Here is a 24,499-nt window from a genome sequence, read left to right as displayed (position 1 = left end):
ACAGGTCGTGTTTCCAGAGAACGTCGACCTGCTCTCGACTGCAGCTAAAGACCCTCCTGCGACGCTCGTCGGCAGCGGCAGCAGAGAGGGAGTAACAGGAATGGCTCAGAGCAACGCGCAAGCCGTCTTGATAACGAGTGCATTCAGCCCCGTCCGGATGGAGGGCATCGATTCTTCGACCCGCGGCGAATTCGATCTGAAGAATTTCGAGAAACTGCCGGCACGCGATGTCCCCGTCACCGCGCTGTCGCCCGGGGTGTCCCTGCGCCAGAGCGGAACCGACGCCGCGCACATCCAGCTCCTCGTCGACGCGGCGGGCTCGGCCGAACTGCCGCCCATCCTCGTCCAGGTGGACGGCTGTCGCGTCATCGACGGACTGCACCGGCTGGAGGCCGCCCGGCTCCGCGGCGACGACACCATCCGGGCGCGCTTCGTGGACTGCTCCAACTCCGAGGCCCTCGTCATCGCCATGAAGGCCAACGGCGCGCACGGACTGCCGCTGTCCAAGGCCGACCGTGTCAGCGGAGCCCAGCGGGTGCTGACCTCCCACCCCGACTGGTCCGACCGCGCCATCGCCCAGATCACCGGCCTGAGCGCGAAGACGATCGCCTCGCTGCGCGAGCGGACGGCCGGCCACACACCGCTCGACGGCAAGCGCATCGGCCAGGACGGACGCCGGCGCCCGGTGGACGCCGGCGAGGGCCGCCGGCGCGCCGCCCAGTACATCGCCGCCCACCCCGACGCCCCGCTGCGCCAGGTCGCCCGGGAGACCGATGTGTCCCTCGGCACGGTCCACGACGTGAGCGCGCGGCTGCGGCGCGGCGAGGGCCCCGAACGCGACGGCCGCCAGAACGCCGCCCGCCCGCAGCACATGCGGCCCGTGCCGTTCGTACAGCCGATGCAGTCCCTCCCGTCCATGCAGTCCATGCAGTCCATGCAGTCCATGCAGTCGGTGCAGTCCGTGCCGCCGGCGGGGCAGGGCGAGCGGACGGCGCAGGCGGAGGCACTCTTCGACGGCGCCGGGCGGGTGCCGCTGCGGGTGGCGCCGAACGCCGACGCCGCGCCGGGGCACCGCCGCAACCACACCGACCCCCCGCCCACCTGGGCGGCGGTGGCGGCCAAGATGGCCGCCGACCCCGCCATCCGCTACACCGCCGGCGGCCGGGAGTTCCTGCGCTGGATGCAGCTGCACGCCACCGAGCCCGGCGAGGACTGGCGCACGCTCGTCGACGCGGTCCCGCCGCACTGGCTCGGCGTCATCGCCCCGATCGCCGAGCACATCGGCAGGGAGTGGGGCCAGCTCGCCGAACGGCTCAAGACCCGCCAGGAACTGTGCCGCACTCCCCCGCGCTCACGGCCCTGACCGGGCCGGCGCCGCGGACGCCAGCCGCAGGTGGCCCGCGGCCCGGCGCCGCGCGCCCGCGCCGGGCGCCGGAGCGATCGAGGCGCACCCGGGGCGGGCCGTCACGGTGGCCGGGGGGTCCAGCGCGGGCAGCGCGAGCAGGACCGGCGGATCGGTCGGCCTCACCGGGCGCAGCCGCACCGCCGCGCTGGTGACAGCGTCGGCGGCGACCGTCACGGCCGGCCGGCCGTGCCCCCCGACGAGCACGGTCCGCCCGGCCCGCGGATCGGGCCCGGCACCGGCGGCCTGCGCCACCGCGAGCAGGTGCCAGCTCCCGCCGGGAACGTTCTTCAGGGAGTAGCAGGACGGGCGGCCGCTGGGCACGTCGACGACGGCCCAGGCGAGCGGCGCGTGCTGGACGACGGCCGTGCGGAACGCGCCCAGGAACACGCGGGCGTTGCCGTGGCCCTCCGGCAGGCTGACCGTCCCGGCGACCGTGCCGGCGACCGTGCCGGACCCGGGCCACCCGGCCGGGCCCGGGTCCGGCAGGCCCTGCTGCCCGTCCCGCGCCAGCCGGCGGAACCGGCCCGGAGAGACCCCGACACTGGCCGTGAAGGACTTCGTGAACGAACCCAGGCTGTTGTAACCGATCGCCAGGGATATCTCGGTGATGCTCATCGAGGTGCTCTCGATCAGCCGTTTGGCCTCGTGCATACGGACCGCGGCCAGAAATCTCCCCGGAGTGAGCCCGGTCTCCGCTTTGAATACCCGCGTGAAATAGAAACGGCTGAGCAGAGCGCTTTCGGCGATCTCGGCGAGAGTCAGCGGCTCGCCGCAACGCTCCCGCATGTAGGCGACTGCCCTTTCCACGGCGTGGTCCATCCCGCACCTCACTCCCTCTTGATCCACCCAGCAGCGTGACGCGTCGGCGTCGCGACCGGCTCGAGAAACACTCGGGATCCACCACAGCCGCGAACGGCAACCGCTCGGCGGGAGCAGGAACAACAACAGGATGGGCAGGCGGGCGGACGGGTCAGGAATCGAGAAGCCCCGCTGACCGGGGCGCCGCTAGCGTGACGGCCATGGATCTCACCATTCATACGAGCGTCATCGCGCATGACGACCCGGACGCCGCGCTGGCCTTCTACGGCGGCGTCCTCGGCTTCGAGGTCCGCAGCGACGTCGGACAGGGCCGGACGCGCCGGATCACGGTCGGCCCCGCCGGCCGGCCCGGCACGTCCCTGCTGCTCGCCCCGGCCGGGTCCGGTCACGGGATCACCGAGGCCGAACGCCGCACCATCGCCGAGATGATGGCCAAGGGCACCTACGGCTGGATCCTGCTGGCCACCGAGGACCTCGACGCCGTCTTCGCGAAGGTGCAGGCGAGCGACGCCGAGGTCGTCCAGGAACCGCTCCTGCAGCCCACCGGCGTCCGCGACTGCGCCTTCCGCGACCCGGCGGGCAACCTGGTCCGCATCCAGGAGACCCGCTGAACCCTCCGGCCGGGCCGGGCCTCCCCCGCCCTACCCCACCCCGCTCCGCCCCACCCCGCCCCGCCCCGCTCCCGGCATCCACCCGAGGTTCTCCCGGACACGGGAAGACGAGGAGTTCCCATGTGCCATCCCGCCTGGCGGCGCGCGCGGATCGCCGCGCAGCACCTGCGCGATCTCGCGCACCTGCGCCGCGTCCGCGACCGGATCGACCGGCAGTACGCGCAGCCGCTGGACCTCGAGGCGCTCGCCCGCGCCGCGGACATGACGGCCGGGCACCTCAGCCGGCAGTTCCGCCTCGCCTACGGCCAGTCGCCGTACGCCTATCTGACGACGCGGCGCATCGAGCAGGCGATGGCACTGCTGCGCCGCGGAGACCTCGACGTCACCGAGGTCTGGCGCGCGGTCGGCTGCCCGTCCCCGGCCGTCTTCGCCGCCCGCTTCACCGAGCTGGCCGGCATCGAACCCCGCCTCTACGCCCGCCGCGCGGCGGACGGGACGGGCGGCATCGCGTGGTACGTGAGTTACCCGGCGGACGGATCGAGCAGGAATGGAGAAGCCATCGCACCCGCACCGCAACTAGCGTGATCGGCATGACTTCCATCGCATCCATCACCCTCGAGGTGGCCGACCCCGCCGCCGCCCAGCACTTCTACACCACCGCCTTCGGACTCGGCTCCCAGGTGCGCCTGCGGGCCGGCGAGACGCCCACGACCGGCTTCCGCGGGTTCACGCTGGCGCTCACGGTGTCCCAGCCGGCCGACGTCAGCAGCCTCATCGATGCCGCCATCGCGGCCGGCGCCACGGAGCTGAAGCCCGTCGCGAAGTCGCTGTGGGGCTACGGCGGCGTCGTGCAGGCCCCGGACGGGACGATCTGGAAGGTCGCGACCTCCGCGAAGAAGGACACCGGCCCGGCCGGCAAGAAGATCGACGAGATCGTGCTCCTGCTCGGCGTCGAGGACGTCAAGGCGAGCAAGCGGTTCTACGTCGAGCAGGGCCTGACCGTCGGCAAGAGCTTCGGCGGCAAGTACGCCGAGTTCACCGCGGACGAGTCGAGCCCGGTCAAGCTGGCGCTGTACAAGCGCCGCGGTCTGGCCAAGGACCTCGGTGTCGCCGACGACGGCACCGGCTCGCACCGGATCGTCCTGGGCAGCTCCGCCGGGTCCTTCACCGACCCGGACGGATTCGCCTGGGAGGCCGCCTCACTGAGCTCCACGTCCTCGTCCTGACCCGGCGACCCCCGTCCGGGGGTCCGGGGCAGGGATCGTCGCGCCACCGTGCAGGAGAGGAAACCCCATGACGAGCACGAAGAAGTCCGCCAGGAGTTCCACCGCCGCCGCCGGGAAGCACGACGGGTTCACGGCCGAGGAACGCGACGCGATGAAGGAACGCGCCAAGGAGCTGAAGAGCGCGCGCCGTGGCTCGGGCGGCGCCAAGGCGGACACGGAGAGCGAAGTCCTCGCGAAGATCGCCGAGATGCCGGAGGCGGACCGGGTCCTCGCCGAGCGGATCCACGCCGTCATCAGGGCCGCCGCTCCGGACCTCACGCCCAAGCTCTGGTACGGGATGCCCGCGTACGCCAGGAACGGCAAGGTGGTGTGCCACTTCCAGAGCGCGCAGAAGTTCAAGTCGAAGTACGCCACGCTCGGCTTCAGTGACCAGGCCGCTCTCGACGACGGCGCCCTCTGGCCGACCGCGTACGCGGTGACGAAGCTGTCCGCCGCCGAGGAGAAGCGCATCAGCGCGCTCGTCAAGAAGGCGGTGGGCTGAGGCGGCGCTCCCCCGAGCATGCCGCTCACCGGGTCCTGCCCCGGCCGAGCCGCCCCCCGGACGACCACCCGGGCGGGCGGCTCGCCTGTGCGGCGACGCAGGGCTCAGCTTCCGGCGCATGGTTGGACTTCCGCTGTACGGGCCGTGGTCGGCCCGCCGGACAGAGCTCCGGCCGGCGCCAGGTCAGGCCGGCGGTGTGTGCGGCACGGGGGCGGTGTCGTCCGTCATGCGGGGCAGGTCCGTGTCCGGCAGTGCGGCGACGATGTCGGCGATGGTCGTCGACTCGTCGTGGGTGCAGGGCAGTTCGCGCAGGAGCCGGGCGCACAGGCCGATCAGCCGGCCGGCGTCGGTGTCGGAGATCCGGGTGCGGTCGTGCACGGCGGTCAGGAGCAGGCCGCCGTCGGTGTCGGGGGAAGCGAGCAGGGTGATGGGGAAGGCGCTGTGCAGTCCGAGGGTCTGTGGGGGGCCGACGCGGATGTCGTGTGCGGCCAGGGCTGCGTCCAGGGCCGGTGAGGTGCGCGGGCGGTTCTCGAAGACGATCAGGCTCTCGAGGAGTTTCTCGTCGGCCCCGCGTCCGCTCCATTCGTGGATCTGTGCGGTCGACACCCATTCGTAGGCGGCCATGTCGATTGCCTGGTCGCGCAGTTGGGCCAGCAGGCGGGGCATGGAGTGGTCCGGGTCGATGCGGACGATGACGGGCAGTGCGTTCGCCAGGAGGCCGGGCAGGCGTTCCACGGCGTCCAGGGCGATGCCGCGGCCGGACACGCTGACGCCGAAGCCGACCGGGGCGGGTCCGTGGGCGCCGCCCGTCCGGTAGAGGAGCAGGGCCCACACGGCCTGGAGCATGCTGGATTCGGTGGCGGCGCGGGTGGCGGCCCAGCGGCGCAGGCGGCCCGCTTCGGTGCGGCTGAGGCGGGTCTGCGCGCGGCCCCAGCCGGTCTGGCCGGTCGCGGGGCCGGGCAGGGCGGGGCGGGTCGCGGGGGTGGCCGCTCCGGTGGCGGCCGACCAGAACGCGCGGGCCGGGGCGGTGTCCTGCCGGGCGAGCCAGTGTGCGTAGTCGCGGATGTCGGGGCGTCGTTCGCTGCCCGGCAGGAGGCCGTCGGCGAGGTAGGCGCGGTAGAACTCCTGGAGCAGGACGGACACGCTCCAGTGGTCGAGGAGCGCGTGGTGGAAGGTGATCAGGACGCGGGTCGACGTGGCGCGTTCGGTGTCGCCGGTGGGGTGGGGGCCGCCGGTGGGGGTGTCGTCGAGGAGGGTGGCGCGCAGCAGGCCCGGTGCGCGCAGGTCGAAGCCGCGCAGCCGGTCCTGGTGCAGCAGGTCGTCCCAGTCGAGGGTGCCGGCGCGGTGGTGGACCACGTCGGCGGTGACCTGGTCGTGGAGCACGATGCGTGGGTGGCGGTCCCAGTCGAACGCGGCGCGCAGGACGGTCTCGCGGTCGAAGACGGACTGCCAGGCGGCGGTGAACCGGTCGGTGTCGAGCGGGCCGTGCCAGTGCCAGAACAGCTGTTCCACGTAGCGGCCGGTGCCGTGGTGGGCCAGGGCGTCCAGCAGCAGGGCGTGCTGGCGGGGTGCGACCGGCAGGGTCTGCGGGGCGGCGGGGCGGCTGGTTTCGTGGGGGTGCCGGGGGCTGTTCGCCGCGCCGGGGTGGTCCGGGGCCGCCCGGGGGGTGGTGGTGTGGGCGATGAACGCGCGGGGGGCGGCGGCGGGGTTCTCGCCGTGTTCGTAGGCGTCGAGGAGGTCGGCCAGGAGCAGGCCGGCGCACTCGCCGTCGGCGACGAGGCGGTGCATGACGAGCAGCAGGGTGTGGTGCGCGGGCCCGTGGGCGATCAGCACGGTGCGCAGGACGCCGGTGTGTTCCAGGTCGAGTTCCTGGCCGGCCTCGTCCTCGGTGGGCGGGGGGCCGGTGGCGGTGCGGCGTTCCAGGCGGGGGGTGCGGGCCGGGTCGAGGTGGAGGCGGGGCGGGCCGTCCGGGCCGGCTGCCAGGCGTGCGGAGAGCAGCGGGTGGCGGGCGATGAGGCGGGCCAGGGCGCCGCGCAGTTCCCGGTCGTCGAGGGGGCCGCGCAGGTCGATGGCGAACACCTGGTTCGAGGAGGCGTCGTGGGGGTGGGCCCGGTGCCGGCGCAGCAGGGCCAGTTGCTGTTCGGTCAGGGGTACGGTGCCCGCCTCGTCCGCCCCGGGTCCGGCGGTCGCGGCGGGCGGCGCGCCTGGGGGCTGGAACTTGGTCATCGGGTGTCTCCTGAATCGCCATCCGGGGCATGGGGTTTGCGGGCATGCCCCGGCTCGGTGGTCCGCACCGTCCGCTCCCGAGTGTCGGGCACACCGCTGCCATGGCGCTGACGTGCGGCTGACGCGCCGAGCGGGGGTCAGGCGGGGTGCGAGCGGGTCTCAAGGACCGGCGTTCGATCACCCGGGCCGGCGGGGGGCGGGGTGGTCGTGCGGCGGCGGGACGAAGTGCGTCATGACCGCCGCGAAGCCCGGGTCGAGCATGGTGTGTGCCGAGGTGTCGGGGGCGGTGTCCAGGCCGGCGTCGTGGCGGGCGGTGCTGAGCAGGTAGCGGTCCAGGATGCGGTGGGTGGAGAAGGTCCATTCGGTGCGGGCGGCGGGTGTGCCGTCCGGGGCGAGCAGGCGGCCGGTGTGCAGGCCGAAGCCGAACTCGGTGAAGCGCAGCCGCATGCCCTGGCCGAGTGCCTTGGTGTAGGCCTCCTTGAGGGTCCACAGGCGCAGGGTCTGTTCGCTCTGTTCGTCCTCGGGGAGCCGGGCCAGTTCGGCTGCCTCGGTGGGGGTGCATATCTGGGTCTGCAGCAGGTCGGGGCGCATGGTGCGGTCGGCGGGCTCGGCGTCGACGCCGATCCGGCCGTCTCTGCTGAGTCCGAGGGCCATCAGTTCGCCGGTGTGGGTCAGGCTGAGGTCGAGCTGGTCGAAGCCGCGCAGGTAGGGGCGTCCGCCGAGCCGGTAGGAGACGTCCAGGCCCTCGGGTGCGGTGGCCAGTGCGGCCGCCGCCGTGTATTTCATCAGCAGGCGTGAGGCGACGAACCGGTAGCGGACCGCCGGGTCGGTGATGCGCCGGCAGCGGGCCCAGTCCCGCCGTCCGAGCAGCCGGCGCAGGTGGGGCCGGGTGAGCGCGGCGGGCAGCCATTCGCCCCAGGTGGTGTGGACGACGGCGTGGCCGTGGGCGCGCAGGTGGTCGCGGACGGGCCGCCAGGGTCCGGCGGGCAGGACGTGGATCGGCTCGCTCGTTGCGGGCCGGGGCCGGTCCGTGGCCGGGTGGAGGGGCTCGCCCCTCGCGGGCCGGTCCGTGTCGGCGGGGCGGGGTTCGCCGGTGGTGTCGGCGGGGAGGGGCTCGCCGGTCGCCGTCCGGTGCATGGCGGCTGTCTCCTAGCCTGCGAGGGGTGTGTCGTACACGTCGAAGCTGCGGTTTCGGGCGAACCGCAGGAGTGCTTCCTCCAGGACCGACTGCACGACGCCGTGGGGCGGTTCGGGGACGGGGAGGCCGAGCCGGCGTCCGATCCGGGACAGGGCCAGCACCGCCCAGGCCGGCTGGGCGAGGAAGGTGCCGGTGTGGTGGTGGCCCTCCCACACGCCCAGGCAGGCGGCGGCGGCGAGCACCAGGACGTAGCGGTCCAGGAGGGTGCAGGCCCGCGGGTCGGCGAGGGTGTCGTGGACGGCTTCGGGGAGGTGGCCGCACTGCTCGCGCAGGGTGCGCATCTCCTGGACGAAGGTGTCCGCGAGGTCGGCGAGTGCCGCCCGCTGCGGGCCGGCGGTGCGCTGCGGGCCGAGCCGGCGGGCGGCGCCGATGAGGGTGGCGGTCAGGACGTCGTCGCCGCCCGTCAGGGACAGCCTGCGGTAGTCCAGGTCGGGGACGGCGGCGGTGGGCAGGTACAGGGCGGGGGCGGGTTCGGGCGTACGGAACCACGAGGTGCGGGCGAGGGCGCGCAGCCGTGGCACCAGGACGGCCTGGCAGGCGGCGCTGCCGGCGTGGCCGAGTCCGGCGACGGGCAGGTCGCGTCCGAGTTTTTGGAAGCCGCCGTACAGGGGTCCGCGGTCGTAGCCGTGGGCGCCCAGGACGGTGGCCAGTTCGTCCAGGTTCTCGCGCAGCACGTCCTGGGTGGCCAGTTTGACGGCGGCGGCCGCCAGGTGGGCGCTGTCGGGCAGCAGGCTCAGGGTGCGCAGGGCGGTGACGGCCATGGCGTCGCAGGCCAGCAGGTCGGCGAAGACGCCGGCGAGGACCGGTTGGTGACGGCGTGCCGGCTGCCCGGTGGTGCGGCCGGTGGTCGCGGCCCTCACCGCGAGCCGCAGGGCGCTGTCGACGCCGGCGACGAGGGCGGCGGGGATCAGGCAGCGGTTGACCATGAAGGTGCGCAGGGCGAGCGGGAGTCCGTCGCCGGTGCCGGCGACGAGGGCGGTGGCGGGGACGGGGCAGTGGGTGAACTCCAGTCCCGCGAAGCGGTTGCCGCGCATGCCGGGGGTGGCCACGCGCGGCAGGCGGCGCAGCCGGGCGGGCGGGAGCTGGTCGGGATCGAGGAGCAGCACGGAGTGGCTGTGCGGGCCGGGCTCGGTGGCCGTGCGCGCGTACATGACGAAGGCGCGGGCCCGGTCGGCGTTGATGATGACGTCCTTGCGGCCGTCCAGGACGAAGCCGCCGCCGGGTGCGGGGCGTGCGGTGAACTCGTCGCGCAGGATGGCGTTGGCGTGGGTCAGTTCGTGGTGCAGGATCGTGACCCGGCCGCCGCCGCCGTCGTGGTCGCCGTGGAGCAGGTGGCGGGCGGTGCGCTCGCGCTGTTGCCGGCTGCCCGCGGCCCAGACGGCGGACGCGCCGAACAGGGCGGTGATGCCGTAGCCGAAGCCGAGGGCGACGTCGCGGCGAAAGAGCGGGCGCAGCACGCGGGCCAGGGTGTCGGGGCGGGCGAGGCGGCCGCCGAGGCGGCGGGGGACGAACTCGGCGGCGAGGCCGGCGTCGGTGAGCAGTGCCTCGGTGGCCTGCGGGGTGCGGCGCTGTTCGTCGGCGTCGAGGAGCGCGCGGTGGCCGTGCGGGTTGCGCGGGTCGGCCGGGTCACCGAGGAGTTCCTCGATCCACGCGGCCCGCTCGGCACCGTCGGACCCCGCACCACCGTCGCCGCCGCCGACGCCGGGTGTGGCCGGGGGGCCGAGGGTGGCCGGGGGGCCGGGGGCGGCCCTCACCGGGTTCCTCCGAGGATGCCTCGGCCTTCAGGCCGGGGTGGGGGTACCTCCCGCTTGCGGGGGAGAATCGGAAGCAGGGCAGGGAACGGGATGTCGCCCCAAGGACGGAACACCGTTCGCCTGAGTGGGTAGGCTGCACGCCGTGCGGTGCGAGAACCAAGCGCGCACACCGTGCTGATCGAGAGCCAGGACAGCACATGCGCCTCCGAGCTTCAGTATCAAACCGGGCTGGTTTCAACCCGGCTGGTGTTGATCGCGGAAGACCTGTCGGGTCGCTGACCCGCAGGCAGCGTGAGCCAGGAATCCCCCTGCTTCAGCTGGGGAGGATTCAAAGGAGGGTGACCGCGTTCCGGGCGTGCCGGCCGGCCAGGTCGAGGACCGCTGTGCTGGTGCGGCCCAGGGCCTGGCGCAGATGGCGGCGGGCCCCGGCCACGTCCGCGTGCTCGCCCAGCACCGTGGTGATGTCCTCCTCGCGCAGCACGACATGGTGCTGCGCGATGAGCGTGACGCCCTTCTCGTCGGGGACGACGGACCATTCGCCGGTGTGCGCGGCGATCAGCGGTGCGGTGGCGGTCTGCTTGTAGACGATGCGTCCGGCGTGCGGGAAGCAGACCCGCACGGACCGGGTGGTGTGGGTGCGGCCGTCCGGTGTGCGGGTGTCCATGGACAGGGACTGGATGCCGGGTTCGTCCTCGGTGAAGTCCAGGCGGGTGACGTGCGGGAGCATCTCGGGCCAGTCGCCGATCCGGTAGAGGAAGTCGTAGACCAGTTCGGCCGGTCCGGGCACGCGGACCGTGTCCTCGAAGGACAGGACCAGGTCGTCCAGGCGGCCCCAGCGCTCGGCGAGCGCGCGCAGGCTCTCCAGCTGTGTACGGGTGTTGGTGTCGGTGGCCCGCCGCACCCAGGCCACGTCCTCACGGTGGCCGCCGGTGACCGTGAAGTCGTGCTGCAGGGTCAGCCGGGAGCGGTCGGCGCCGAGTGCCTCGACCGTCCAGGTGCCGGTCATGGAGCGCAGGGGGGCGGCGGGCAGTTCCTGGCGGAACGTGATCCGCCGCCGCTGCGGGTCCAGGGTGCGGCGTGAGGTCCATGACGTGACGTGGCCGTTGGCGGTGGCCCACATGCGCAGCCGCTCGTGGTCGCCGTCGAAGTCGAGCTGCTCCACGTGCACGGTGGGCGGCAGGAACAGCGGCCACCGGGGGGCGTCGGAGATCAGCCCGTACGCCACGCCCGCCGGCGCGGCGACGATCACCTGGTGCGTGGTGCGGTGCACTCGCTCGGCGGACATGTCCCACTCCTCGCTCTGGGGATCACACGGACGGGTTCACGGACGGTTCGGTTCGGGGCGGGCGGGTCTCAGAAGTTGCCCAGGCCGCCGCAGACGTTGAGGGCCTGGGCGGTGATGGACGCGGCGTGCTCGGTGGTCAGGTAGCCGACGAGGCCGGCGACCTCCTCGGGGGTGGAGTAGCGGCCGAGCGGGATCTTCGCCTCGAACTGCTCCAGGACCTGTTCCTCGGTGGTGTTCCAGGCGCCGGCGTAGCCCTGGCGGACCCGCTGGGCCATGGGTGTCTCGACGTAGCCGGGGCAGACCGCGTTGACGGTCACGCCGGTGGGGGCGAGTTCCTTGCCGAGCGCCTTGGTGAAGCCGACGACGCCGTGCTTGGAGGCGGAGTAGGGGGCGCCGAGCACGACACCCTGCTTGCCGGCGGTGGAGGCGATGTTGATGATGCGGCCGCCTCGGGTGCCGGCCAGGCCGCCGTTCTTGAGGACCTCGCGGGTGAGCAGGAAGACGCTGTTGAGGTTGGTGTCGATGACGTCGTACCAGAGTTCGTCGGAGAGGTCGGCGGTCGGTCCGCCGCCGCTGCGCCCGGCGTTGTTGACCAGGACGCCGATCGGGCCGAAGGCCTCGACCGCGGCCCGTACGAGCGCGGCGACGGACGGGGCGGAGCGGACGTCGGCGGCGGTGCCGTCGACGTCCAGGCCTTCCTCGCGCAGGTCCTCGACGACCTGTTTGACCTGCTCGGGGTTGCGCGCGCAGATGAAGACACGGTGGCCGCGGCGGCCCAGGTCGCGGGCGACGGCCAGCCCGATGCCGCTCGTCGCGCCGGTGACCAGGGCGGCCGGCTGGGCGGGCGAGGGGGCGGGCGGGGATGACGTCATCGTGTTCTCTCCATTTCCGTGGCGCCTGCTGGGCTGTTCGTCTCGACCGTGTCCTGAACGGCTCGACGGCTGCCGGAGGACCGCTCGAGAGGCGCTGCATCCCGGGCGGCGACGGGGTGGACCGGGGCGAGCGCCCGCTCCAGCGCCGCGAGGGTCAGCGCCTCGCCGCGTGCGGCGAGGTAGCCGTCGGGCCGCACCAGCACCCAGGACCCTTCGGCCACCAGCCCCAGGGCGGCACGCAGCGCGCCGTCCGCGTCAGGCAGGGCGCCGTCCGCGTCGGGCAGCTTTGTCGGTCCCGTACGGCCGCCGACGCGGCGCACGGACAGCCAGGCCCCGTAGCGGCGCTCCGCCTCACGGGCCGTGCGCAGCGCAGCACTCCCGCTCCCACTCCCACTCCCACTGCCGCGGTCGGTGCCACTGCCACCGCGGTCACTGCCGTGGTCGCGGTCGTTGCCGTGGTCGTTGCCGCTGTCACTCCCGCTGTCGTGGGCGTGGGCCAGGAGCAGGGACCAGCGCACGTCGCGCAGTTCGCGGACCAATGCGTCGCCGGCGGTGGCCGCGCCGGAGGCGCGTTCGCCCGGCGCGGGCACCGGCCGGCGGCGCGGGCGGGTACGGGAGGTGGCGGCGGGCGTGGTCAGGGGCGATCCGGCGTAGTGCAGGCGCAGCCCCGACATGCCGCCCAGCACCTTGCGCTGGATGGCGCGGCGCAGCCACGGCGCGTTGCGCACGACCGCGAAGACCAGCGGCAGCCCGACCGCGGCCAGGGCGTTCTTGAACTGGACCAGCCAGGTGGCGGTGCGCGTCGAGTCCAGCAGCGCCCGCCCGACCGGGACCCGTTCCTGGCCGTAGGACTCGAGCAGCGGGCGCCGCGCGTGCCCGTGGTGGACGGCGGCGAGTTTCCAGGCGAGGTTGTACGCCTCCTGGATGCCGGTGTTCATGCCCTGCCCGGACGCCGGGCTGTGCACATGGGCGGCGTCGCCCGCGACGAACACACGGCCCTCGTGCATCCGCGGGACCATCCGCTGCTGGAAGGTGAACACGGACGTCCACTCCGACTCGCCGACCTGGACACCGGTGCCCAGGCCGCGGGAGAGCCTGGCGCTGAACCGTTCGGCGCTCCCCCTCCCGTCATGGCTTGGGGGGGCCGTGTCGAGCAGGCGCCAGTGGCCCTCGCGGGCGTAGGGGACCATCATCAGGGCCTGGCCGCCGGTGTGGACCCAGTAGATGGTGTCGGGCGCCAGGTCCATGCGGACGGGGGCGTCGGCGAGCATCCAGGTGTCGCGGCTCTCGCCGACCAGCGGCAGGCCGAGGGTCTTGCGGACGGTGCTGTGGCCACCGTCGCAGCCCACCAGCCAGGGCACCGCGCAGACCTCCTCCCACTCCCCCCGCCCCGCGCGCACCTCGCGCGCCTGGGGCCCCTCGCGTTCCTGGGGCTCTTCCCGCTCTGCCCGCCCCTCGCGCCTCTCGGCGCCGTCGCCGTCGCCGTCGCCGTCGCTGTCGCTGTCGCTGTCGCGGCTGCGGGTACGGGGGCGGGGGCTGTCGGTGTGGACCAGCCGTGCCCGTACGCCCGTCGCGTCCTGCTCGAACCCCGCCAGACGCACGCCCCATTCGACCCGCACGCCGAGCCGGGCGACGGCTTCGCGCAGCACGCCCTCGGTGCGGGTCTGCTCGATGATGAGGGTGTACGGGTAGCGGGTGGGCATCGAGGCGTAGTCGGCCTCGAGACGGACCAGGCGCCGGCCGGTGGCGTACATGGTGAAGGCCCGGTTGCGGCGGCCGTGGCGGAGCATGTCCTCGGCCGTTCCCATCTGGTCGAAGGTCTCCAGGGTGCGCGGGTGGACGGCGACGGCGCGGCTGGTGCGGGCGGGTCCGGGCGCGGCGTCGACGACCCGCACCCGCAGGCCCCTGCGGGCCAGTTCATGGGCGGCGGTCAGACCGACCGGCCCGGCCCCGACGACCAGCACGTCGAAACCGGGGGTCGGCTTGTGCACAGAGGTCACCATGGGTCTCCTGTCGGACGGGCGGCCCGGGCGCCGGGCGGGATGCCGGGCGGGATGCCGGGCCGGGGTTCAGGCGCCGGCTTCGGCGGCGGCGCGGGCGCGCACGGACTCCCGCAGCGCCTGCCGTTCGGGTTTTCCGGTACGGGTGCGGGGCACGGCGTCCAGGGCCTGGGCCCGGTGGATCCGCTCGCCGGGGGTCAGCCGCCCGTTGGCGTCGCGGACGACCGCCTCCAGCGTGCGCGCGGTGTGCCGGGCGGCTCCGGGCGGCCCGCACAGGACGATGCCCGCCCATACGACGGCGCCGTGTTCCGCGTCCGGCCAGGCCACGACGGCGCAGTCGGCGACCCTGGGGTCCTCGGCGATGACGCGTTCGACGCGGGTGGGTGAGACGAGTTGGCCGTCGCAGGTGAAGACGTCGTCGATCCGGTCCACCAGGAAGAGGCGGCCGTCGTCGTCGAGCAGGCCGACGTCACCGGTGGACAGCCAGCCCTGCGCGTCGATGGGGGACGGTTCGCCGTCGTCCAGGTAGCCGGCCATCACCTGGGGTCCGCGCACCTGCACCTCTCCCGCGGTTCCGGCCGGGACCGCGGTACGGGAGCGGAGGTCCACGACACGGCATCGGGTGCCGGGCAGGGGCGGGCCGACCGCGCCGGGCAGCACGGGGTCGTGGGGGCGCTGCATATGGGACAGCGGGGAGAGTTCGGCCAGGCCGTAGCCCTGGATCACGGGGACGCCGAGCGCCCGGCTCAGGCGGCGGGCGGCCCCGGGGGCCAGCGCGGTGCCGCCGGACATGAGCGCGGTCAGCCGCGGGCCGGCCGGGATTCCCTCCCGGGCCGTGTCCAGCCGCGTGTCGGCGGCGAGCCGGTGCAGCCGGGCGGGCAGCCCGTAGTAGTGGGTGGCACCCGCCCGGGCGGCCAGCGCGAGCGAGGCCACCGGGTCCGGGTCGTGGCACAGAACCTGCGAAGCCCCCGCGTACACCGCGGAGTTGAGATGCATGAGATGGAACAGCGGCAGGTGGTTGAGGGTGACCGAGCCGGGCCCCAGGCCCTGGGCCAGGGCGGTCTGGGCGGCGTTGGCGACAAGGTTGCGGTGGGTGAGCCGCACTCCCCTGGGACGTCTGGTGGTCCCGGTGGTGAACTGCAGGCAGACCACCGCGGACAGGTCCGGTGCGGCGCTCGCGTACGGTTCGCCGGACACGGTGTCCAGGACGGTGTGCAGCGCGAGGGCGCCCTCGGGGACGGCCCCGCCGGCGTCGGCGTCGGTGACCAGGACGGTGTGCAGCAGGGGCAGCCGGCCTCGGATCCTCGCCAGCGGCTCGGCGACGGCGGCCGGGACCAGGGCGATCTCGATGCCGGCGGCGGTGCACAGGTGGTGCAGGGTGCTCTCGTCGGCCAGCGGATTGATCAGAGCGACGGTGTTGCCGCTGCGGCTGGTGCCGTAGACGGCGGCGGGGAAGAGCGCGTCGAGGCAGGCGGCCACACCGACCACGACCGGGCCGCGGCCCGCCGTACGGGCGGCGAGGAACCGGGCGATCCGGTCGGCGTGGGCGTCGAGCTGCCCGAAGGTGACCGTCCCCCGCCCGGTCGTGAGGGCGGGCGCGTGCGGGGCGCGCGCGGCGGCGCGGCGCAGGAGTCCGTCCCATGACAGTTGCGGGCACGTGAAGTGCGGCACGGTGGGCGGCCCCCTCTGCGACGGGTCGGCTCCGGCGCGTCGACGGGCCGGCTTGACGTGGTGGTACGCCCCACGCTCAGGTCCCGGACTCGAGAGATGTTCGAAACCCGCTCGACCGCGGCCGCAGAACCCCAGGAGAACCGGCACAGCCAACGGGCCGCCCCCGGCACGGTGCGGTGCGGTGCGGTGCGGCATGGCACGGTGCGGTGCGGCACGGTGCGGTGCGCGACCCGGGCGCGGTGCCTGGACTGAGCCCGTGCACGCGCGGTGAACTGGCCCCGTACGCCTCCGAGTTCGCCGCCCCGGTCCGCGCGGATACGGCGGCACACGCACCCGGGTGCGGCAGCGCCCGCGCACCGGATGGGGCCCCATCACCGCGCCGGGCCACACCGGGCGTGGTGATGGGCGGGCAGGCGTCGAACGCCTGCGCCGGGACGCCGCCTCACGGAGGACGGACGTCGGCTTCACGGGGGACGCCGACTTCACGGGGACGCCGGCTTCGTCGTACCGGCCCGTGCGGCCGGACGTGTGCGGGCACGGACATGTGCGGCACAGACGTGTGGTGTGCAGACGTGTGGTGTGCAGACGTGTGCGGCACAGACGTGTTGGTGTGCCGTGTCTGCGCAGGGTCGCTCGATCCGGCCCTCAGAGCAGCTCGGGGCGGGCCGGGGGCCGGGCCGGGGTGGGTCTGGTCAGGCCAGGCAGCAGAGCGGTCCGCCGTTGAACTCGGTCATCTCATCGAGTGCGGCGTGCTTCTGGGGCAGGGGCAGCGGGGCGTCGGCGGGCAGGCCCTGGAGTTCGGCGTAGGCGCGGCTGAGGTTGGCGGACAGCCGCTCCGGGTCCAGGAGGCGCGCGTAGCGTCCCAGGTGTGCGCCGCGTGCCGTCTGAAGCGGGGTCCGGCCGGCCCGTACGCCCTCCTGCGCGAGCCGGCGCACCAGGAGCAGGTAGCCCTCGACGGCGTCGAACACCTCGGGTCCGCACACCGCTCCGTGACCGGGTACGACGGTGGTGGCGCCGTACGCGCGCAGCCGCTCGATGGCGGCCAGGGATCCGGCGAGGGAGCCCATCAGGAAGAAGGGGGTCACTCCGTTCATGGCGAGGTCGCCGGTGAACAGGACCTTGTGCGCGGGCAGCCAGACCACCGTGTCGTTGGAGGTGTGGGCGGGCCCGACGTGCTCCAGTTCGGCGCGGATCTCACCGACGTGGAGGGTGAGGCGGTCGCGGTAGGTCACGGTGGGCGGCGCGAGTTCGATGTCGCCCCACCGCACCTGCGGCCACAGGCTCTTGAGGTGCAGTCCGGCCGCCGTCATCTCCGTGCGGGTGCGCTCGTGGCCGATCACCAGGGCCTCGGGGAAGACGAAGTTGCCGAAGGCGTGGTCGCCGTGGAAGTGCGTGGTGACCACGGTGCGCGGCGGCGCCGGGTTCAGTTCCAGTGCGGCGGCCCGCAGGCTGCGGGCCCTGGTCTCGGTCGCGGCGGTGTCGACGAGGGCGCTCTGGCCGCCGGAGACGAGGATGCCCGCGTTGTTCAGGCACCAGCCGCCGGGTGGCTGGAGATAGGCGTGCACGCCTATCGCGATCTCGGTGACGCGGCCGGCCGGAGCGGGCACGGTCACCGGGGTGCGGACTGGGGGGCTGGGGCGCACGCCGGTCTCCTCACGCAGTTCTCGGTCCGGCGAGCCTGCCAAGTCCGCCTCGCGGCGCGGTGGACAGCGGCCGAACCCGCCGCGCGAGCGGCTCTCGACCGGTTGTCGACCGTTTCCTAAGAGCGTTGCGGCCACGACCGGTCCACCGGGAAGAAAAGGGGAGCCAGGATGAGCGAGCGCCGCCGATGGCCGTCCCGTCTGCTGCGGCGGGTCTGGCCCGCCCTTGCCGCAGCGGGACTGCACCACGTGCTGGGTGAGATGCACCGGGCCCGCACCCCGAAGGTGCCGCTGGCGCGGCCGCCCCAGGGCCACCCCGAGCGGCTGCGCCCGGATGTGCCGCTGACGTCACTGGAACTGGCCCTGGTCCGGGAACTGGACATCCACTGGCGTTCCCGCGCCGAGGGCTGAGGGCAGCGACAGCGGCGGGCGCCTGGAGGCCGCACAGAGACGGCCGGTCCCGGTCCGGCGCCGCGGACGGACACGGGCTCAGCCATTGCTCAGGCGCTGCCCGGGCGCGGGCCGCGGGAGCGCGGGCCCGGCCGCGGGCCCGGCCGCGGGCATGGGCGCGGGCATGGGCGCGGGCATGGGCGCGGCATGGACGCGGGCCCGAACGGGGGCGTTGTGGCCGGGCGTTGTACCCGGGCGTTGTGGCCGGACGTGTGGCCGGGCGTAGCCTGCCCGGCCCGGGCAGGTCACCCGGCCCGGCCCGGTCATCCGCACCCGGCCCGCCCGGCCTGCCCGGTCGGTCGGTCCGGCCCGCCCGGCCGGTCCAGTCGGCCCGGTCGGTCCGGTCGTGGTTCAGGCGACAGCCCGAGCGGCGGACAGTGCGCCGTTGACGAGGGCGAGGAAGGCGCGTGGTGTGTCGGCCTCCTCGAGTGCGTCCTCGTCCAGGGTGATGCCGTGGTCCCGCTCGATGTAACCGGCGGTCTGCAGGATGGCCAGCGAGTCGTAGCCGAGTTCCATGAACGGGACGTCGATGACGTCGCCGTCCAGGTCGACGCCCTCCTCCTCGCCGGCGCACTCGCGCAGCAGGGTCTTCAGGTCGCTGAGCTCAAGGCGGTTCATGATCTCTCCGTTCGGTTGTGCGGGCGGGTCAGCGGGCGGTGGACGGGGGGCAGTTGGGCGGCCCGGGACGGCCGGGCGGCCGGGGCGGGGGCGGGCCGTGGCGCCCGCCCCCTCACCGGTGCCCCGCGGCCGGCAGGGGTTCTACGGCCGGCCGGAGTCCCGGTGAGAGTGCGGGCGCGGATGTCGGTGCGGGCGCAGATGTCGGTGCGAGTGTCGGTGCGGGTGCGGGTGCGGGTGTCGGTGCGGGTGCGGGTGCGGGTGTCGGTGCGGGTGCGGGTGCGGGTGTGAGGCGGTGTGCCACGCGGCAGGCGCGCCCGATGAGGCGGGGCAGTTCGGGGCCGCGTACGAAGAAGTGGCCGCCCGGCAGTGTGCGGCGCACGAGGCGGCCGCTGGTCCACCGCTGCCAGCCGTCCAGGGCGGCGGGGCCGGCCACGGGGTCCGCGCGCCCGCCGACGGCGAGCACGGGCACCGGCAGGGGGCCTGCCCCGTCGTCGTCGACGGCGGCGGTGCGCAGCGCGCGGGCCAGTTCGAGGTCGTCGCGCAGCACGGGCAGGACAGTGCGGTGCCAGACGCTGCCCGGCCCGGTGAGCGGTGTGTCCGGGGCGCCGTCCAGCGCGCCGAGCAGACTCAGCAGGTCCCCGTCGGTGGTCTGGCCGGGCGTGGCGGTGCGGGCGGCGGCGAGGTGCGGGGCGGGGCAGGCCCCGACGGCCAGCAGGGCGGGTGCGGGCAGGCCGGCGTCGAGCAGGGCACGGGTGAGGGTGTAGGCGACCATGCCGCCGAGGCTGTGCCCGTAGAGCGCGTACGGGCCCTGGTCGGCGGCGTCGGCGAGCGGGCCGAGCAGGTCTTCCAGCAGCCCGTCGCGGTCGGTCGCCCGGGGTTCGCGGCGCCGTCTGCCGCGCCCCGGCATCAGCAGCGGGACGACGTCGATGCCGGGGCCGCAGAGTTGCTGCCAGCGGCCGAAGCTCGACACCCCGGCGCCGGCGTGCGCGAAGCAGTACAGCCTTACGTCCATGGGCCGAGCCTCGCCGACCCCTCTGGAGAACGGCTTGAACCGGACGTCGGGTCAGGCGGCGTACAGGTCGAACGTGGAGGAGCGGCGCGGCCCGCGCAGGATGTCGAGCTTGGGGTCGACGGCGAGCATCGCGTGGTGCAGGCGCTGCAGCTGCGGTGCGGGTTCGACGCCGAGTTCCTCGATGAGCCGGCTGCGCAGCCGGTGGTAGACGCCGAGTGCGGCGGCCTGCCGGCCGGAGCGGTAGAGCGCGACCATGGCCTGGGAGTGCAGTCCCTCGTGCTGCGGGTGGCGGGCGATCAGGTCGGTGAGTTCGGCGATGACCTCGACGTGCCGGCCCAGGCGCAGGTCGGCGTCGATGCGGCGTTCACGGGTGACCAGGCGGCTCTCCTCCAGCCGCATGACCTCGATGGACAGGATGGGGCCGACGCGTACGTCGACCAGTGCGGGGCCCTGCCACAGGTCCAGAGCCGCCCGGTAGGCGCCGGCCGCCTGTTCGTCCTCGTCGCGGGCCTGCTGTCCCTGGGTCACCAGCCGCTCGTACTCGCGTACGTCGACGGCTTCGGAGGGTATCTGCAGCAGGTAGCCGCCGTGCCGGGTGGCCAGCACGTCCTTGGCGGCGCCGGGGGCGCCGGGTCCCATGGCGGTGCCCAGCCTGCGGCGCAGCTGGAGGATGTAGGTCTGCAGGGTGGTGAGCGCGCTCTGCGGCAGTTCGGTTCCCCAGATCTCCTCCATGAGCGTGGGTACGGGCACGACCCGTCCCGGGTAGAGCGCGAGCAGTGCGAGGATCTGCCGGGGCTTGCCCGCCGTCGGAACGATCGACATCCCGTTGACGGCGGCACTCAACGGACCCAGAACCTGAATCTTCATGGTCTCCTCCGTACCGGTATCCAATTGGGCGTCGATTTTGCGCCGCTCAGATAATTCCTGTCTTTTCCTCACCAGCCGGGGACGAGACGAACCGTAGCCTCTCTCAGTCTTTCGCGGCGTCATCCTCCAGACGCCTTCGAGCAGTTCTCCACACATCCGTTCCTGACAAGGCGCTGACATCGCACTGACCTTTCGACACGGTGTCCGGCAGGGTCTTCCGGAAAATTCTGGGCGCCATTAGCTTCCCTTCCATGGATAGCCGTGCGCAGCGTGGTGTGCCGACGGGCGCGGACCCCCTGACCCGGCAGCTGCTGCGGCAGCTGGCCGCCCGCGCCACAGGGACGGAGCCGTCCGGGTCCCCGGGCGAGGGGGAGGCGGCCGGCCACGGGCCGGACGCGGCCGGTGCGCTGCGGCTGCTCGCCGCGTGGCACCGGCGCGGGACCGAGGTGGGATTTCCCGAACTGAGGGCCGGCTGACGGCCAGCTGACGGCCCTCTCCCGGCCGTCCGCCGCCGGCGGCTGACCGCACGGCCCTTCGGGAGAGATTTCTCCGGGGCTGTGCGCATGGTCGCCCGGGAGGGTTTCCTCGAGGCCGCGCACACGGTTCCTCGAGAGACGCTCGTGTTTGTCCCGTGTTTTTCCCGCGGCCGCCCCGCTGCGTCTATGGTCCGGTGCCCGAGGAGTCTTTTCAGGTTTTTCCGGCAGGCCGGAAACGGATCACGGGACGGAGCCCCTGATGGAATTCGGTGTGAACTTTTTCCCGGCCGTCGACCCGGCGCGGAAGAGCGCGAGCACCTATTACGACGAGAGTCTTCAGCTGGTCGAGCTCGCCGAGGAACTGGGTTTCGCCCACGTCCGGACCGGCGAGCACTACGGCTCCGCGTGCGGCGGCTACAGCCCCGACCCGGTGGTGTTCCTGACGGCGGCGGCCGCGCAGACCCGCCGCATCCGGCTGGTGGCCGGCGTGGCCGTCTCCCCGTTCGCGCACCCCGTGCAGATCGCCGCGCGTCTGGCCCTGCTCGACAACCTCTCGCACGGCCGTCTCGACGCCGGTTTCGTTCACGGCAATCCGCGGTCCGGGCTGTTCGGCGTGCCGGCGCCGGACAGTGCCGCCCCCGTGGAGGAGACCGTCGAGGCGTGCATCGCGCTGTGGAGCGGCGAGGAGGTCCGCTTCGAGGGCGACGTGTACCGCTTCGGCCCGGTGACCGGCTTCCCGCTGCCCTGCCAGCGCCCGCATCCGCCGGTGTTCGTCGAAGGAGCGGCAGACGCCGGGTCGTGTGCCCGGGCGGGCGCCCGGGGCCGTCATCTGCAGCTCTCCCCCGTCCCGGGCGGCGGCCGGCAGGCGCAGAGGATGACGGGGGCCTACCGCGCGGCGTGGCGGACCGCGGGCCACCGGGGCGAGGGCCGCGTCCAGATCGCCTACACCTGTTATCTCGGTGCGGACCGGGAGGTGGCCCTGGCGGCCGCCCGTGCCGGCGAGGACCACTGCGCACGGCTGACCGCCGGCGCCGGCACGGGCGCGGGCACGGGGGCCTTCCGGGCGGACGTGCGGCGCCCGCTGCCCGCAGCCTCCGGCGCCACGGCACACGATCACGACGGCTACGGCTACGGCGGTGGTTACGACTTCGACCGGGCGCTGGCCGGCCACCAGGTCCTGGCCGGCACGCCCGACGACGTGCGCGCGCAGATCGAGACGATCCGCGCCTGGTACGGCTCCGGCAGCTGTCTGAGCCTGCAGTTCAACCCGGGGCATCTGCCCTACGGGCGCGCGGTGCGCGCGATGGAGCTGTTCGCCGCCGAGGTCGCCCCCGCCTTCACCCACTCCCCCGCCCCCGCCCCCGCCTCGGCCGGCACCGCCGGCGCTGCTGCTGCCGGTACTGCCGGTGGCGGTCCGGCGGTGGCGTCGGCGGCCGCGGCGTGAGAGGCCGAAAGGCGCGGGCCGGGGATGTGCCCGGCCGCGTCCGGCCGGCGAAGGCCTGTCCGGTCGAGTGGCGGCCGGCCCGTACCGGCTGAGGAGTGGGCACCGTGCGCGGCGTGCCGTCACCGGGCCGGTCCGGGCAGCCGCGAGGAAGATACGAGGAAGAGATGCAGTTCCGCATTCTCGGTCCCGTGGAGATCCAGGACGAGCGAACCGGTCTGAGGATCCTTCCGGCGGGCACCAAGCAACGCGCCCTGCTGGGCGCGCTCGTCGCCAGATCCGGGCACGTCGTGCCCGTCCGCCAGCTGATCGACGAACTGTGGGGGCACCGTCCGCCCGCCAACGCGGCGAACGCGCTGCAGGCCCATGTGGCCCGGCTGCGCCGGCTCGTACCCGAACCCGGACCCGGACCCTGGCCGGAACCCGGACCCTGGCCCGGACCCGGTCCAGGGCCGGGGGCGGGGGCGGTGGGGCGGCACCGGGAGTGGCTCGTGACGCGCCCGCCCGGCTACCTCCTGCGCCCGGGCCCGGGTGCGAGCGACGCGCAGCGGTTCAGGGAGCTGGCCGCCCGGGGCCGGGCGGCCGCCGCCACCGATCCGCGGCATGCGGCCGAACTGCTGCGCGCCGCGCTGGCGTTGTGGCGGGGTCCCGCGCTGGAGGGCAGCGCCCGGGGCGGGATCTGCGCGGCCGAGGCGGCGCGGCTGGAGGAACAGCGGCTCACCGTTCTGGAGACGCTCTACGACGCGTGTCTGCGGGCGGCCCGGCACGACGAGATCATCGGCGAGCTGGAGGAACTGACGGCCGATCACCCGATGCGGGAGCGGTTCCACGACCTGCTGATGGTGGCCCTGTACCGGTGCGGACGCCAGGCGGAGGCGCTGGGTGTGTACGACAGGGCGCGCCGGCGCCTGGTGCGTGAGCTGGGTGTGGAGCCGGGGGCCGCCCTGCGCGGGCGGCTGGACGCGATCCTGCGGCACGACCCTGACCTGGCACCGCCCCGGCCGCCGGCCGGACACGGGCCCCTGGCGTCGGTGCACCCGATGCCGCTGCCGGCCCTGCCCCCGCTGCCGGCCGGGACCGCCGGACCCGACGCGACGGTCCTGAGCCTGAGCGGGGAACTGGCCCGGCTGCAGCACCGCATCGAATCGCTCTCCGCGGAACAGCACGCCCTGATGCGCCGCTTCGACCAGCTGGTCGCCCAGCGGGCGGCGGGCCAGTAGCCGGCAGCCCGGCCGGGCCCCGCGGGTGCGGCCGCGGGCGACACCGCGCGGCTGCAGAACGGTGCTGGCGGCCGTCATCCGACGCGGGCCACGCGTTCGTGTCTTTCAGGCCGAGACCACGCGGGAGATCCTGCATGTCGGACTCGGTGGCTCCGGGCAGGGGGCCGGTGCAGGCAGATGTGCGGGCAGCGGGGCGTACGTGACACCCCACCATCACTCCAGCCCCCGGTCCTCGGCCCGCGCGCCCGGCCGGGTGCTGCCCCGTGCCCGGCCTACACTCCGGCCGTGGACATCCCGGATGAACTGATCAACCTCGAGCGGATCGCCGAGCAGGAGCGCGCCCGCGTGGCGGGACTCGCCGGCGAGGAGTACGACGCGCAGTGGAAGACGTGTCGCGAGGCGTCTGCCGCGGTGCAGGCCGCGATCACCGCGCACGCGGCCGAGAGCGGGGCGAGCCGGTACGACGTCGAGCAGGCGGTCAAGCGTGCGGCACGGCGCATCGAGCAGGATCCCACGGATTGACATCCTCCCGGGCCGAAAGGTCCGGGATTCCAATCTGCTCCCACCGCGGCGACGCGGTGGGTAGCTCTTGGTGGGTTCCTGTTTCGCTGCGCTGTGCGGGCACGGATACCCGTCTTACCTGCGCTCCCCAGGCTGACACCGCCAGTCCGGCGGCCTTGGCGACGTTGACCGCCGCGTTGATGTCCCGGTCGAGGACCGCCCCGCATGCCCCACATGTCCACATGCGGACGTTGAGGGGCTTGGGGCCGTCCTTGACGCCGCAGTGTGAGCACACCTGGGAGGTCGGCTCGAACCGGCCGATCTTCAAGAAGGTGCGCCCGTACCGGGCGGCCTTGTACTCCAGCATGCTCACGAACGCCGACCATCCGGCGTCGTGGACGGACTTGGCCAGGCGCGTACGCACGAGTCCCTTCACCGCCAGGTCTTCCACGGCGATCGCTTGGACAGCTCCGCCGAGGTGACGAACGCCAGCCCCGCCCTGCGGGCGTCCTCGCGGACGCGCAACGCGTCGTTGAAGACGACCCGCGCACACCCGAACGCCTGCGCCAACGCAGCACGCTGACCAGCCGTCGGGTACAGGCGGAAGCTGTACCGAAGCTGCACGACGATCACCATACCGCTGGCGTATGTCACCACGATGAAAAC

The 24,499-nt window shown here is 74.0% G+C and carries 23 protein-coding genes and 1 pseudogene; 10 read left to right on the top strand and 14 right to left on the bottom strand.

What is annotated here, in order from left to right; all coding sequences use genetic code 11:
• The first annotated feature begins 157 nt into the window (after nucleotides 1-157).
• Nucleotides 158-1,363, top strand: a complete 1,206-nt coding sequence (locus ACFWBT_RS14340; RefSeq protein WP_385699577.1) for a nuclease — start codon at nucleotides 158-160, stop codon at nucleotides 1,361-1,363.
• Here ACFWBT_RS14340 and ACFWBT_RS14335 read toward each other — a convergent pair.
• On the bottom strand, nucleotides 1,352-2,212 hold the full coding sequence (locus tag ACFWBT_RS14335) for a helix-turn-helix transcriptional regulator (protein WP_385699574.1): 861 nt from the start codon (nucleotides 2,210-2,212) through the stop codon (nucleotides 1,352-1,354). The two genes, ACFWBT_RS14340 and ACFWBT_RS14335, sit on opposite strands and share 12 nt — an antisense overlap.
• A gap of 212 nt (nucleotides 2,213-2,424) precedes the next feature.
• Here ACFWBT_RS14335 and ACFWBT_RS14330 point away from each other — a divergent pair, with 212 nt between their 5' ends.
• From ACFWBT_RS14330 to ACFWBT_RS14315, 4 genes are all read left to right on the top strand, one after another.
• On the top strand, nucleotides 2,425-2,835 hold the full coding sequence (locus tag ACFWBT_RS14330) for a VOC family protein (protein ID WP_266766274.1): 411 nt from the start codon (nucleotides 2,425-2,427) through the stop codon (nucleotides 2,833-2,835).
• Nucleotides 2,836-2,955: 120 nt separating this feature from the next.
• The gene (locus ACFWBT_RS14325; RefSeq protein WP_385699571.1) at nucleotides 2,956-3,420 is read left to right on the top strand and encodes a helix-turn-helix transcriptional regulator; all 465 of its coding nucleotides are present in this window, start codon (nucleotides 2,956-2,958) and stop codon (nucleotides 3,418-3,420) included.
• Nucleotides 3,421-3,425: 5 nt separating this feature from the next.
• On the top strand, nucleotides 3,426-4,061 hold the full coding sequence (locus ACFWBT_RS14320; protein WP_385699569.1) for a glyoxalase: 636 nt from the start codon (nucleotides 3,426-3,428) through the stop codon (nucleotides 4,059-4,061).
• Between the two features lie 67 nt (nucleotides 4,062-4,128).
• Entirely contained in the window at nucleotides 4,129-4,602 is a 474-nt protein-coding gene (locus ACFWBT_RS14315) for an iron chaperone (RefSeq protein ID WP_385699566.1), read from the top strand.
• A gap of 183 nt (nucleotides 4,603-4,785) precedes the next feature.
• On the opposite strand, the gene ACFWBT_RS14310 is transcribed toward ACFWBT_RS14315, so the two are convergent.
• From ACFWBT_RS14310 to ACFWBT_RS14275, 8 genes are all read right to left on the bottom strand, one after another.
• Nucleotides 4,786-6,828: a condensation domain-containing protein gene (locus tag ACFWBT_RS14310; RefSeq protein WP_385699564.1), complete on the bottom strand. Its 2,043-nt coding sequence runs from the start codon at nucleotides 6,826-6,828 to the stop codon at nucleotides 4,786-4,788.
• A 177-nt stretch (nucleotides 6,829-7,005) separates the two neighbouring features.
• Nucleotides 7,006-7,965: a 4'-phosphopantetheinyl transferase family protein gene (locus tag ACFWBT_RS14305; protein WP_385699562.1), complete on the bottom strand. Its 960-nt coding sequence runs from the start codon at nucleotides 7,963-7,965 to the stop codon at nucleotides 7,006-7,008.
• A 12-nt stretch (nucleotides 7,966-7,977) separates the two neighbouring features.
• A complete protein-coding gene (locus tag ACFWBT_RS14300) occupies nucleotides 7,978-9,780 on the bottom strand; it encodes an acyl-CoA dehydrogenase (RefSeq protein ID WP_385699559.1) in 1,803 nt (600 codons plus the stop codon).
• 328 nt (nucleotides 9,781-10,108) lie between these two features.
• Nucleotides 10,109-11,065, bottom strand: a complete 957-nt coding sequence (locus tag ACFWBT_RS14295) for an aromatase/cyclase (protein WP_385699557.1) — start codon at nucleotides 11,063-11,065, stop codon at nucleotides 10,109-10,111.
• Between the two features lie 68 nt (nucleotides 11,066-11,133).
• Entirely contained in the window at nucleotides 11,134-11,937 is an 804-nt protein-coding gene (gene fabG, locus ACFWBT_RS14290; RefSeq protein ID WP_385699554.1) for a 3-oxoacyl-ACP reductase FabG, read from the bottom strand.
• Nucleotides 11,934-13,940 carry an FAD-dependent oxidoreductase gene (locus tag ACFWBT_RS14285; protein WP_385699552.1) on the bottom strand — a complete coding sequence of 669 codons (2,007 nt, stop codon included), beginning with the start codon at nucleotides 13,938-13,940 and terminating at the stop codon, nucleotides 11,934-11,936. Before ACFWBT_RS14285 ends, fabG begins: the two co-directional genes overlap by 4 nt.
• Nucleotides 13,941-14,006: 66 nt before the next feature.
• On the bottom strand, nucleotides 14,007-15,608 hold the full coding sequence (locus tag ACFWBT_RS14280) for a class I adenylate-forming enzyme family protein (RefSeq protein ID WP_385699551.1): 1,602 nt from the start codon (nucleotides 15,606-15,608) through the stop codon (nucleotides 14,007-14,009).
• Nucleotides 15,609-16,300: 692 nt separating this feature from the next.
• Nucleotides 16,301-17,251 carry an MBL fold metallo-hydrolase gene (locus ACFWBT_RS14275; RefSeq protein WP_385699549.1) on the bottom strand — a complete coding sequence of 317 codons (951 nt, stop codon included), beginning with the start codon at nucleotides 17,249-17,251 and terminating at the stop codon, nucleotides 16,301-16,303.
• A 168-nt stretch (nucleotides 17,252-17,419) separates the two neighbouring features.
• Between ACFWBT_RS14275 and ACFWBT_RS14270 the strand changes: the two genes are divergently transcribed.
• Complete coding sequence (locus ACFWBT_RS14270; RefSeq protein WP_385699546.1) at nucleotides 17,420-17,659, top strand: DUF6059 family protein; 240 nt, start codon at nucleotides 17,420-17,422, stop codon at nucleotides 17,657-17,659.
• 390 nt (nucleotides 17,660-18,049) lie between these two features.
• Here ACFWBT_RS14270 and ACFWBT_RS14265 read toward each other — a convergent pair whose 3' ends face one another.
• The 3 genes from ACFWBT_RS14265 to ACFWBT_RS14255 form a co-directional block, all read right to left on the bottom strand.
• Nucleotides 18,050-18,316: an acyl carrier protein gene (locus tag ACFWBT_RS14265; protein ID WP_266766287.1), complete on the bottom strand. Its 267-nt coding sequence runs from the start codon at nucleotides 18,314-18,316 to the stop codon at nucleotides 18,050-18,052.
• 112 nt (nucleotides 18,317-18,428) lie between these two features.
• On the bottom strand, nucleotides 18,429-19,328 hold the full coding sequence (locus tag ACFWBT_RS14260; protein ID WP_385699544.1) for a thioesterase II family protein: 900 nt from the start codon (nucleotides 19,326-19,328) through the stop codon (nucleotides 18,429-18,431).
• A gap of 51 nt (nucleotides 19,329-19,379) precedes the next feature.
• Nucleotides 19,380-20,195, bottom strand: coding sequence for a BTAD domain-containing putative transcriptional regulator (locus ACFWBT_RS14255; protein ID WP_385699542.1), 816 nt, complete (start codon nucleotides 20,193-20,195; stop codon nucleotides 19,380-19,382).
• Nucleotides 20,196-20,446: 251 nt separating this feature from the next.
• Between ACFWBT_RS14255 and ACFWBT_RS14250 the strand changes: the two genes are divergently transcribed.
• The 4 genes from ACFWBT_RS14250 to ACFWBT_RS14235 all read left to right on the top strand — a co-directional run bounded on the left by ACFWBT_RS14250 (nucleotide 20,447) and on the right by ACFWBT_RS14235 (nucleotide 23,854).
• Nucleotides 20,447-20,671, top strand: a complete 225-nt coding sequence (locus tag ACFWBT_RS14250; protein WP_385699540.1) for a hypothetical protein — start codon at nucleotides 20,447-20,449, stop codon at nucleotides 20,669-20,671.
• A gap of 271 nt (nucleotides 20,672-20,942) precedes the next feature.
• Nucleotides 20,943-22,115: an LLM class flavin-dependent oxidoreductase gene (locus ACFWBT_RS14245; RefSeq protein WP_385699538.1), complete on the top strand. Its 1,173-nt coding sequence runs from the start codon at nucleotides 20,943-20,945 to the stop codon at nucleotides 22,113-22,115.
• 164 nt (nucleotides 22,116-22,279) lie between these two features.
• Entirely contained in the window at nucleotides 22,280-23,332 is a 1,053-nt protein-coding gene (locus ACFWBT_RS14240; protein ID WP_385699535.1) for a BTAD domain-containing putative transcriptional regulator, read from the top strand.
• 285 nt (nucleotides 23,333-23,617) lie between these two features.
• Nucleotides 23,618-23,854 carry a hypothetical protein gene (locus ACFWBT_RS14235; protein ID WP_385699532.1) on the top strand — a complete coding sequence of 79 codons (237 nt, stop codon included), beginning with the start codon at nucleotides 23,618-23,620 and terminating at the stop codon, nucleotides 23,852-23,854.
• Here the strand turns inward: ACFWBT_RS14235 and ACFWBT_RS14230 are convergent.
• Nucleotides 23,811-24,296, bottom strand: a pseudogene (locus ACFWBT_RS14230) (RNA-guided endonuclease TnpB family protein); the annotation flags it as partial. The gene ACFWBT_RS14235 and the pseudogene ACFWBT_RS14230 sit on opposite strands and share 44 nt — an antisense overlap.
• Nucleotides 24,266-24,469 carry a helix-turn-helix domain-containing protein gene (locus tag ACFWBT_RS14225; RefSeq protein ID WP_385699585.1) on the bottom strand — a complete coding sequence of 68 codons (204 nt, stop codon included), beginning with the start codon at nucleotides 24,467-24,469 and terminating at the stop codon, nucleotides 24,266-24,268. The gene ACFWBT_RS14225 and the pseudogene ACFWBT_RS14230, both read right to left, overlap by 31 nt.
• Nucleotides 24,470-24,499 lie beyond the last annotated feature (30 nt).

Origin of the sequence: Streptomyces sp. NPDC060027 (assembly GCF_042737005.1) — a bacterium.
GTDB lineage: Bacteria > Actinomycetota > Actinomycetes > Streptomycetales > Streptomycetaceae > Streptomyces.
The sequence above is the reverse complement of the archived record's forward strand: the minus strand, read 5'-3'. Positions and strand labels throughout refer to the sequence as shown.

Excerpts from the sequence above, each read along its gene's own strand:
- ACFWBT_RS14250 (WP_385699540.1), top strand. The coding sequence starts at position 20,447 with ATGGATAGCCGTGCGCAGCGTGGTGTGCCGACGGGCGCGGACCCCCTG.
- ACFWBT_RS14340 (WP_385699577.1), top strand. The coding sequence starts at position 158 with ATGGAGGGCATCGATTCTTCGACCCGCGGCGAATTCGATCTGAAGAAT.
- ACFWBT_RS14285 (WP_385699552.1), bottom strand. The coding sequence starts at position 13,940 with ATGGTGACCTCTGTGCACAAGCCGACCCCCGGTTTCGACGTGCTGGTC.
- ACFWBT_RS14240 (WP_385699535.1), top strand. The coding sequence starts at position 22,280 with ATGCAGTTCCGCATTCTCGGTCCCGTGGAGATCCAGGACGAGCGAACC.
- ACFWBT_RS14320 (WP_385699569.1), top strand. The coding sequence starts at position 3,426 with ATGACTTCCATCGCATCCATCACCCTCGAGGTGGCCGACCCCGCCGCC.
- fabG (WP_385699554.1), bottom strand. The coding sequence starts at position 11,937 with ATGACGTCATCCCCGCCCGCCCCCTCGCCCGCCCAGCCGGCCGCCCTG.
- ACFWBT_RS14260 (WP_385699544.1), bottom strand. The coding sequence starts at position 19,328 with ATGGACGTAAGGCTGTACTGCTTCGCGCACGCCGGCGCCGGGGTGTCG.
- ACFWBT_RS14265 (WP_266766287.1), bottom strand. The coding sequence starts at position 18,316 with ATGAACCGCCTTGAGCTCAGCGACCTGAAGACCCTGCTGCGCGAGTGC.
- ACFWBT_RS14310 (WP_385699564.1), bottom strand. The coding sequence starts at position 6,828 with ATGACCAAGTTCCAGCCCCCAGGCGCGCCGCCCGCCGCGACCGCCGGA.
- ACFWBT_RS14225 (WP_385699585.1), bottom strand. The coding sequence starts at position 24,469 with ATGGTGATCGTCGTGCAGCTTCGGTACAGCTTCCGCCTGTACCCGACG.
- ACFWBT_RS14295 (WP_385699557.1), bottom strand. The coding sequence starts at position 11,065 with ATGTCCGCCGAGCGAGTGCACCGCACCACGCACCAGGTGATCGTCGCC.
- ACFWBT_RS14325 (WP_385699571.1), top strand. The coding sequence starts at position 2,956 with ATGTGCCATCCCGCCTGGCGGCGCGCGCGGATCGCCGCGCAGCACCTG.
- ACFWBT_RS14255 (WP_385699542.1), bottom strand. The coding sequence starts at position 20,195 with ATGAAGATTCAGGTTCTGGGTCCGTTGAGTGCCGCCGTCAACGGGATG.
- ACFWBT_RS14315 (WP_385699566.1), top strand. The coding sequence starts at position 4,129 with ATGACGAGCACGAAGAAGTCCGCCAGGAGTTCCACCGCCGCCGCCGGG.
- ACFWBT_RS14330 (WP_266766274.1), top strand. The coding sequence starts at position 2,425 with ATGGATCTCACCATTCATACGAGCGTCATCGCGCATGACGACCCGGAC.
- ACFWBT_RS14305 (WP_385699562.1), bottom strand. The coding sequence starts at position 7,965 with ATGCACCGGACGGCGACCGGCGAGCCCCTCCCCGCCGACACCACCGGC.
- ACFWBT_RS14270 (WP_385699546.1), top strand. The coding sequence starts at position 17,420 with ATGAGCGAGCGCCGCCGATGGCCGTCCCGTCTGCTGCGGCGGGTCTGG.